This window comes from Burkholderia sp. BCC1640, from assembly GCF_902833125.1.
GTDB classification, from domain to species: domain Bacteria; phylum Pseudomonadota; class Gammaproteobacteria; order Burkholderiales; family Burkholderiaceae; genus Burkholderia; species Burkholderia diffusa.
In genome coordinates this window covers 177,646-185,987 of sequence record NZ_CADFEF010000015.1, presented here as the reverse complement: position 1 = coordinate 185,987, position 8,342 = coordinate 177,646, and the positions used below count along the sequence as shown (strand labels likewise).

The following is an 8,342-nucleotide window of genomic DNA, read 5'->3' as shown; positions in this document are numbered from 1 at the left end:
CGGTGTCGGTCAACTCGCGCGTGTCGGGCCAACAACAGGCTCTTTTGCATTGGAAACGCGCCGAAAGCGCTACGCAAGAGCCAGTGCAGACCCTCGTCCAGGCTCCTGTTCCATTGGAAAGCGCTCGCGTCCGGCGTTTAAACTTCGTTGACAATCGATCGGACGAAAGTTTGTCATCATGGTCCGCATGCGACGGGGCCATCATTCAGCCGTTCCACATCGTCATCCAATAAAGAAGCGTCGCGGCGCGACATGCAGACACATGCAGCACGCCGCGACCGTCAATCCGCCACATCTCAGGGCAGCGAGCCGACCTCACGACGCATGACGTCGCCGCCGTGTCTCCATACGGACCACGCACGACGCATGCCGCCGCGCGACAGAACGCACAGCATCCGGATTGCCGTTTGGCAAGCGCGTTAACAACTTGTTTCGGAATCGCCGGAACCGCATTTGTCCGATGCAATCTCACAAGCACGCAGTTCTGCTGCGCATCCCACTCAATCAATCACGACTCGAGGGAGATAAACGTGAACGTGAAATACTTACCGCTCATCGCATTGACCGTGGCAATTTCTGCTCACGCGGCCGATCCGGCCGCGCAGAACGTGGGACAAAGCCAGAAGGCCGCCCCGGAAGTCTCGGCGTGCATCGCCAAGACCTGGGCCGACAAGTCGCAGCAACAAGTGATCTCGCAGAACGTGCTCGCCAACGGCCTCGCGACCGATGTCTACGCACCGGGCCAGCAACCGCCGAACGGCGCGGCCGCGATGGTTCGTCCGTCGCCGAATCCGGGCGCGAAGACGTGGGTCGCCGTGCGCGGCGACGCGGCCGCCGCCGGCGACATCAACGCCTGTCTGTAAGCACCGCTGCCGGACGGCATTGCGCCGCCCGCATGCAAAAAGCCCCGCTTCGGCGGGGCTTTTTGTTTAGGCGCATGGGCCGCGCGCACGCGCCGCGACCTTGCTTGCGCGCTTACAGGTAGCTGCAGACGTAGTCGAGCGTCTCCAGCACCTCGATGTCGAAGCGGCTCTTGCCCGGGACCGAGAACGATTCGCCGGCGCCGTAGGTTTGCCACTCGCTGCTGCCGTCGAGCTTCACGCGGCACTTGCCGGCCTGCACTTCCATCAATTCGGGCGCGTCCGTGCCGAAGTTGAGCGCGCACGGCAGGATCACGCCGAGCGTCTTGCGCGTGCCGTCCGGGAAGAGCACGGTATGCGACACGCACTTGCCGTCGAAATAGACGTTCGCGCGCTTGACGACCGATACGTTGTCGAATTGGGTTGCACTGGTCATGTGATGCCTCTGATTGCTGGATGCCGGATGGCGTGTTGTCGAAAGCCGGCCGGGGCGGCAGGCCGGCCGCTATGATACCGGCTCGCGGCAGGCGGGCCGCAAGCGGGATGGACTCGAGGCGGGCGACCGATAATCAGGATCACTACCCGATGCATTGCGTGGCCCGCATCGAGCGGCTCATCTGAGTCCCTTGCGGCGCGCGGAATCGCGCAGGCAGTCGAGCAGCATTGCCGCGGCCGGCGTGAGCGGACTGTCGCGGCGCGTGACGACCTGCACGGACACGCCGGGCAGCCGCTCGCGGATCGGCAGCACGGCGAGCTGGTCGCGCGCCCACTCCCCTTGCAGCAGCTGTTCGGGCATCGACGCGATCAGGTCGCAGCCCGTCATCAGGCTGTGCGCCAGGCCGAAGCTCGGGCATTCGACGACCCGCTGCGGCACCGGCAGCCCGTATGCGATGAACGAGTTGAACAGCACCTGGGTCGAGCTTTCCGGCGACGGATTCATCAGCCAGTCGGCCTCGACGAGATCGGCGAGCGACGTGGCCGACGCGAGCGGATGCCCCTTGCGCGCGACGATCAACGATCGGCTCGCGTAGAGTTCCGCGTGATCGAACTCGGCCGCCAGCAGTTCGGGCACGACGACGGCCACCGCGAAATCGAGCGAGCCGTCGTGCAGGCGCGGCAGCGCGACGCCCGGGAACCCTTCGATCAGACTGACGCGCGCGACCGGAAAGCGCCGCCGGAACGCGCGAAACGCGTCGGGCAGGATCGTCACCGCGGCGGCCGGTGTGATCGCCGCCGCGACCGAGCCCGTCATCGCGCCCTGCGCCTGCTCGATGTCGTCGCGCGCACGCTGCATCTCGGCGACGATCAGCCGCGCGCGCACCTGCAGTTGCTGGCCGAACGCCGTGAGCTGCACGCCGCGCGCGGTGCGCACGACGAGCGACACGCCGAGCGCGATCTCCAGTTCCTTGACCGCCTTCGTCAACGCCGCCGGCGACACGTTCAGGCGCCGCGCGGCCGCGCGGATGCTCCCTTCGTCCGCGACGGTGACGAACGCTTTCAGCTGATGGTATTTCATGGCGGCATGCGTGATTCGTGGAAACCCCGTGCAGCGCGGCGCATGCAGGATCAGGGTATTCCCGAGCGGCAACCGGTGGTGTGCACCAAAGCAATTTAGCAGCTTCTGGTGCGCAAAAGAAATTTATATCCTTTCACGTCATATGCGCGTCAAACGTCCACCGGACCCACAGGAGACACCATGCTGCAAGCCGTGAACCCCGTCATCCCCGGCATCGCCGCGATCGCCCCGGACCTCATCGAAGTGCGCCGCCGCATCCACGCGCACCCGGAACTCGCGTTCGAGGAAACGCTGACGAGCGATCTCGTCGCCGAACTGCTCACCGGATGGGGCTACGAAGTGCATCGCGGCATCGGCAAGACGGGCGTCGTCGGCGTGCTGCGCGAAGGACAAGGCACGCGCAGCGTCGGCCTGCGCGCCGACATGGACGCGCTGCCGCTCGCGGAGGCCACCGGCCTGCCCTACGCGAGCCGCCATGCGAACAAGATGCATGCGTGCGGTCACGACGGCCACACCGCGATGCTGCTGTGCGCGGCGCGTCACCTGGCCGCGACGCGCCAGTTCTCCGGCACGCTGAACCTGATCTTCCAGCCGGCCGAGGAAAACTTCGGTGGCGCGAAAGCGATGATGGACGATGGCCTGTTCGATCGCTTCCCGTGCGATGCGATCTTCGCGATCCACAACATGCCGGGCCGCGCCGCCGGCGACATGGCATTCCGCACCGGCGCCGCGATGGCGTCGGCCGACCGCGTGACGATCACGCTGCGCGGCGTCGGCGGTCACGGCGCGATGCCGCACTTCGCGCGCGATCCGATGTCGGCCGCGGGCAGCATCATGGTCGCGCTGCAGACGATCGTCGCGCGCGAAGTCGACGCGCAGCACGCGGCCGTGATCACGGTCGGCAGCGTGCAGGCCGGCGAGACCTTCAACATCATTCCCGAAACCGTCGTGATGAAGCTGTCGGTGCGCGCGCTGAACGCTGATGTACGCGCGCTGCTCGCCCGCCGCATCGAAGCGCTCGCGAAGGGCCAGGCGGAAAGCTTCGGCGTCGCCGCGGACGTGGATTACGACTACGGCTACCCGGTGTTGGTCAACCATCCCGAACCGACCGCGTTCGCGGCCGACATCGCGCGCCAGATGCTCGGCGCCGAGCGCGTCGAGACCGAAGCCGCGCCGCTGATGGGCAGCGAGGACTTCGCGTTCATGCTCGAAGCGCGCCCCGGCTGCTATGCGTTCATCGGCAACGGGGTCGGCAGCAAGGGCGGCTGCATGGTGCACAACCCCGGCTACGACTTCAACGACGACATCCTCGCGATCGGCGCGAGCTACTGGGTCCGCGTCGCCGAAGCCTGGCTCACGGCCTGACGGCCCTTCATCACGCAGTTCCGCGCTTCAGCAGGGGAACCCCATGGAAACGTCCGCCCTCCCGTTCGCCGGCTCGTCGGCCGATGCCCGCGCCGCCGCGAAGAAACGCCGCCTGATCGCGGCCGCCGCGGTCGGCAACGCGCTCGAGTTCTACGACTTCACGGTCTACAGTTTCTTCGCAATCCTGATCGGCAAGCTGTTCTTTCCGGTCCACTCGTCGTTCGGGCAGCTGATGCTCGCGGTCGCGAGCTTCGGCGTCGGCTTCGTCACGCGTCCGCTCGGCGGGCTCGTGATCGGCATGTATGCCGACCGCGCCGGCCGCAAGAAGGCGATGATCCTGACGCTCTTGCTGATGGCGCTCGGCACCGCGACGATCGCGGTCGCGCCCACCTTCGCGCAGGTCGGCATCGCCGCGCCGCTGCTGCTCGTGCTCGCACGCCTGCTGCAAGGGTTCGCATCGGGCGGCGAAGTCGGCGCGTCGACGACGCTGCTGCTCGAACAGGCGCCGCAGCACCGCCGTGGCTTCTACGCGTCGTTCCAGTTCTCGAGCCAGGGGCTCGCCGCGCTCGCCGGGGCGCTCACCGGCGTCGCGCTCACGTCGACGCTCAATACCGCGCAGCTCGAAAGCTGGGGCTGGCGCGTGCCGTTCATCATCGGCACGCTGTTCGTGCCGCTCGGTTACTGGCTGCGCCGCACAGTCGAGGAAGTGCCGGCCGCCGCGCCCGCCGCCGCGCATGACGAGCCGGTCGCGTCACTGCCGCTCGCCGACGTGCTGCGCCACCACGGCAAAGCCGTGTTCGCGGGCCTCGGCGTGACGATCGGCGGCACGTCGATCCATTACATCATCGTGTTCTACATGGCGATCTACGGCGTGCAGGTGCTGCATCTGCCGACCTGGTTGTCGATGACGGCCGGCTGCGTCGCGGGCGCAATCCTGATGCTCGTGACGCCGATCGGCGGCCACCTGTCCGATGTCTACGGGCGCAACCGGATCGTCTGGTGGACGCGCATCGTGCTGATGGCCGCGATCTATCCCGCGTTCATCGCGCTGAACCGATGGCCGGGCGCCGCGTCGCTGCTGTCGATCATCGCCGCGCTGTCGGTCGTGCACGCGATCAACATCGGCGCGACCGGTGCGATGCTCGGCGAGCTGTTCCCGCGGGCGGTGCGGGCGACCGGCGGCGCGCTCGTGTACAGCGTGGGCGTCGCGATCTTCGGCGGCTTCGCGCAGTTCTTCGTGACCTGGCTGATCGCGGCGACCGGCAATCCGAATGCGCCTGCGTGGTATGCGATCGGCTGCGGTGTGTTGACGCTGCTCGCCATTCGTTGCATGGACGAGAAGGCCGGGAAGGCGCTCGATTGAACGGCGGGCAATGCGCGGCACGTGCGCGGCCGCAACGTCGTCGATCCACTGACCTCGCCGGTTTCGGCGAGGTCTTTCCTTTTGCGTGATCGATAGCGCTCACATGAACCGGCAGTGCCGACAATACGTCCATCGCCGTCAACGCAACAAGGCACGGGCCATCGTCACCCGTGCCTTGCGTGCGCTACGCCCCGCTCAGAACGTATGCATCATCCCCACATACGCGCCCGTCTGCGACTCGCCCGTCATCGGGCTCGTGCCCGACGTCGCGTCGCGCGGTGACGCGAGCAGCGAGAAGTTCGAGTTGCCGCCGTTGCGCACATACGCGACCGTCCCGTACAGGAACGTGCGCTTCGACAGGTTGTACGTCGTACCGAGCACGTACATGATCGCGTGCCCCGACGGATCGTGCGACGCATCGCCGCCGCCATCACCGACCTTCACGTAGTACCCGCCGCCCGTCACGGCCCACTGCGGCGTGGCCGTGTAGGTCGCGCCGAGCCAGTAGTGATCGGCGCGATCGGCGACGCCCGCCGGGCTGTCCGGCGCCTGGTAGTGCGTATAGGCGCCCTGGATCTTGAACTTCGACACCTTCACGTTCGCGCCGACGAAATACTCGCGCGACGCGGTGAAGATGTTGCTGAACTTGCCGTTGTTGTCGCGCAGCTCGTCGTAGATGCCGCGCACGTCGAGCACCGGAGAGTGATACGAGATCATGATCCCGTCCGAGCGGCCGAAGTCGTCGGCCGCGCCGTAGTTGAAGCCGCGCGACTGGTTGCCGAACGCATATTGCGCCTGCACGTCGAAGCCGCCGATCACCGGGCTGTGATATTCGATGTTGTTGCTGCTCTGCTGCCAGTTGCGGCCGCGCACGAGCGATGCGGACGAAAACGCCTGCTGCACGAACGGATCGAATTCCCACACGCCGTCGCTGTCGATGAACAGGTTGCGGCCGGCCTGCAGCTGGCCCCACGTGTCGCTCTTCAGCCCGACATACGCGCGGCGCGACCACATGCGTCCGCCGCCCGTCGTGCCGTTCATCACCTGGAACGCGGTTTCCAGGTTGAAGACCGTCGACATCCCGCCGCCGAGATCCTCGACGCCTTTCAGGCCGAACATGCTGGTGCCCCAGTCGCCGCCTTCCGCGCTCCAGCGCGTCGAACTGCCATTGGGCGTCGCGATGTGGTTCAGGTATTCGACGCCGCCGTCGATACGGCCGTACAGCGTCACGCTGGTCTGTGCAAACGCGGCCGCCGGCGTGGCGGCCACGATCAGCCATGCGAAATGTTTGAGTCGCAAAATGATGCCCCCTCGGAGTCTCGACCGTCCGGCACACGCCCCATGCACGCGCCGGCGGTCCGTTCACCCGCGATCGATCGAAAAACGCCCGGGGCCCGCCGCGCAAAGCGCGAGCAGGCCGCCCGAGATCGCGATGTTCTTGTAGAAATGAATCATGTTGTCGATCTGCTCGCCGCCCGACATCGTCCAGTAGTGATGGCCGATGAAGCCGGTGCCGATCGTGTACAGCGCAAGCAGCAGCGCGAGCGGCCGCGTCTGGAAACCGACGAGGATCGCGATGCCGGCGAACAGCTCCATCACCACGGAGATGGCCGCCGAAACGATCGGCGCGGGCGCCCCCTCGCTTCCCATGAACGCGATCGTGCCGGAGAAGTCGATGATCTTCTTCCAGCCGAACATCACGAACAGGATCACGAGCAGGATTCGGGACAGCAGCAGCAGCACATCGCGCTGGGACGCGAGAAACGGTTGATTCGGTGTCATGGTGTGATCAACGAAAGCGGTGCGCGAAACGCGCGCACCGGATTGCCTGTGAACCGGGACGGGCGACCGCCAGCCGCCCGCCCCGCTCTGCAACAACCGGCATCGGGGCCCGCCCGATGTGCTGTGCTCCTCCTCTCGTCAGTGTTGCCCTGCTTCATGCCGCGTCGCGCCTGGCGTCAACGCGCCTTCGCGACGTCCTGCTCGGTCACCTTCGCGGCCGGATTGCCGAACTGGCCGGTCAGGTAGTTCGTCAGCGCGGCGATCTGCGCATCCGACAGCTCGTTGCGGAACGCGGGCATCCCGACGTCCTCGCTGCCGGCCTTGCGCTGCACGCCGTTCAGGATCACCTGCACCAGGTTCGCCGGATTCGGCGCACCGACCGTCGAGTTGTGGAACAGCGACGGGTAATAGCCGTCCGGCGTGCCCTTGCCCTGCATCTGGTGGCACGTCGCGCAGTTGCCGAGATACAGCCGCGCCGGATCGATGCCCGACGCTGCGAGCGCCACGCCGCGCAGCTTCAGGCCGTCTTCCGCCGGCTTGCCCCACGACGAGCGCGACTGCTTCGCGTCGCCGCTGGCGACGGCCGGCACCGTGCGGATATACGTCGCGATCGCGCCGATGTCGGCGTCGGTCATCTTCGAGAAGCTGTGCTCGACCGCCTCGGCCATCGGACCGGCCGCCTGCGCGACACCCGGCACGCTGCCGGTACGCAGGTACTGGACGAGCTGCTGCTGCGTCCAGCCGCCGATCCCCGCGTTCGGGTCGGACGTGATGTTGTAGCCGTCCCAGCCCGCCAGCACCGAACCCGACAGGAAGCTGCCGCCCGTCTCGTCGAGCGACTTCTCCTGCATTGCGATGCCGCGCGGCGTGTGACACGTGCTGCAGTGCGCGAGGCCTTGCACCAGATACGCGCCGCGGTTCCACTCGGCGCTCTGCGCCGGCTTCGGCTGGTACGCGCCGTCCTTCAGGAACAGCCAGTTCCAGATCTTCAGCGGCCAGCGCATGCTCAGCAGCGCGGGAATCTCGTTCTTCGGCGGCGTCTGCTTGACCGGTTCGACACCGTGCATGAAGTACGCATACAGCGCCTGCACGTCGTCGTCGTTGATCTTCGTGTACGACACGTACGGCATCGCCGGATACAAGTTGCTGCCGTTCTTCGAGACGCCGTGACGCACCGCGCGTTCGAAGTCGTCGAATGTCCAGTTGCCGATGCCGGTGTCCGGGTCGGGCGTGATGTTGCTCGTGTAGATCTTGCCGAGCATCGGCACCGGCATTCCGAGGCCGCCGGCAAACGGCTTGCCGCCCTTCGCGGTGTGGCAGGCCATGCAGTCGCCCGCGACCGCCAGATATTCGCCGCGCTTGATCTGCGCGGGATCGGCCGAGTCGGCCGCGCGCACGAGGCCCGGCAGCGCAAGGCAGCCGGCGAGGAGGAAGGTGAGAGTAGATTTCCGCACGG

At 66.7% G+C, this 8,342-nt stretch carries 9 protein-coding genes; 4 read left to right on the top strand and 5 right to left on the bottom strand.

Translation table 11 applies throughout. The annotated features are described in order from the left end of the window. Window positions 1-233, top strand: a 233-nt coding sequence (locus HWX25_RS33295; protein WP_208456463.1) for a hypothetical protein, incomplete at its 5' end; no start/stop codon positions are given. A 297-nt stretch (window positions 234-530) separates the two neighbouring features. Continuing rightward, window positions 531-863: a hypothetical protein gene (locus tag HWX25_RS18290; RefSeq protein WP_175909541.1), complete on the top strand. Its 333-nt coding sequence runs from the start codon at window positions 531-533 to the stop codon at window positions 861-863. 112 nt (window positions 864-975) lie between these two features. On the opposite strand, the gene HWX25_RS18285 is transcribed toward HWX25_RS18290, so the two are convergent. Further along, window positions 976-1,296: a pyrimidine/purine nucleoside phosphorylase gene (locus tag HWX25_RS18285; protein WP_006478890.1), complete on the bottom strand. Its 321-nt coding sequence runs from the start codon at window positions 1,294-1,296 to the stop codon at window positions 976-978. A gap of 177 nt (window positions 1,297-1,473) precedes the next feature. Next, window positions 1,474-2,376, bottom strand: a complete 903-nt coding sequence (locus tag HWX25_RS18280; protein WP_059819254.1) for a LysR substrate-binding domain-containing protein — start codon at window positions 2,374-2,376, stop codon at window positions 1,474-1,476. Window positions 2,377-2,556: 180 nt separating this feature from the next. On the opposite strand from HWX25_RS18280, the gene HWX25_RS18275 reads away from it, so the two are divergent. Further along, entirely contained in the window at window positions 2,557-3,741 is a 1,185-nt protein-coding gene (locus tag HWX25_RS18275; RefSeq protein ID WP_175909540.1) for a M20 aminoacylase family protein, read from the top strand. A gap of 43 nt (window positions 3,742-3,784) precedes the next feature. Further along, the gene (locus HWX25_RS18270) at window positions 3,785-5,104 is read left to right on the top strand and encodes an MFS transporter (RefSeq protein WP_175909539.1); all 1,320 of its coding nucleotides are present in this window, start codon (window positions 3,785-3,787) and stop codon (window positions 5,102-5,104) included. A gap of 195 nt (window positions 5,105-5,299) precedes the next feature. Here the strand turns inward: HWX25_RS18270 and HWX25_RS18265 are convergent, their stop codons facing one another. From HWX25_RS18265 to HWX25_RS18255, 3 genes are all read right to left on the bottom strand, one after another. Next, a complete protein-coding gene (locus tag HWX25_RS18265) occupies window positions 5,300-6,403 on the bottom strand; it encodes a porin (protein WP_059533872.1) in 1,104 nt (367 codons plus the stop codon). 63 nt (window positions 6,404-6,466) lie between these two features. After that, a complete protein-coding gene (locus HWX25_RS18260; RefSeq protein ID WP_175909538.1) occupies window positions 6,467-6,886 on the bottom strand; it encodes a DoxX family protein in 420 nt (139 codons plus the stop codon). Between the two features lie 176 nt (window positions 6,887-7,062). Beyond that, complete coding sequence (locus HWX25_RS18255) at window positions 7,063-8,340, bottom strand: cytochrome c (protein ID WP_175909537.1); 1,278 nt, start codon at window positions 8,338-8,340, stop codon at window positions 7,063-7,065. Window positions 8,341-8,342: the final 2 nt, after the last annotated feature.

Excerpts from the sequence above, each read along its gene's own strand:
- HWX25_RS18275 (WP_175909540.1), top strand. The coding sequence starts at position 2,557 with ATGCTGCAAGCCGTGAACCCCGTCATCCCCGGCATCGCCGCGATCGCC.
- HWX25_RS18280 (WP_059819254.1), bottom strand. The coding sequence starts at position 2,376 with ATGAAATACCATCAGCTGAAAGCGTTCGTCACCGTCGCGGACGAAGGG.
- HWX25_RS18285 (WP_006478890.1), bottom strand. The coding sequence starts at position 1,296 with ATGACCAGTGCAACCCAATTCGACAACGTATCGGTCGTCAAGCGCGCG.
- HWX25_RS18270 (WP_175909539.1), top strand. The coding sequence starts at position 3,785 with ATGGAAACGTCCGCCCTCCCGTTCGCCGGCTCGTCGGCCGATGCCCGC.
- HWX25_RS18260 (WP_175909538.1), bottom strand. The coding sequence starts at position 6,886 with ATGACACCGAATCAACCGTTTCTCGCGTCCCAGCGCGATGTGCTGCTG.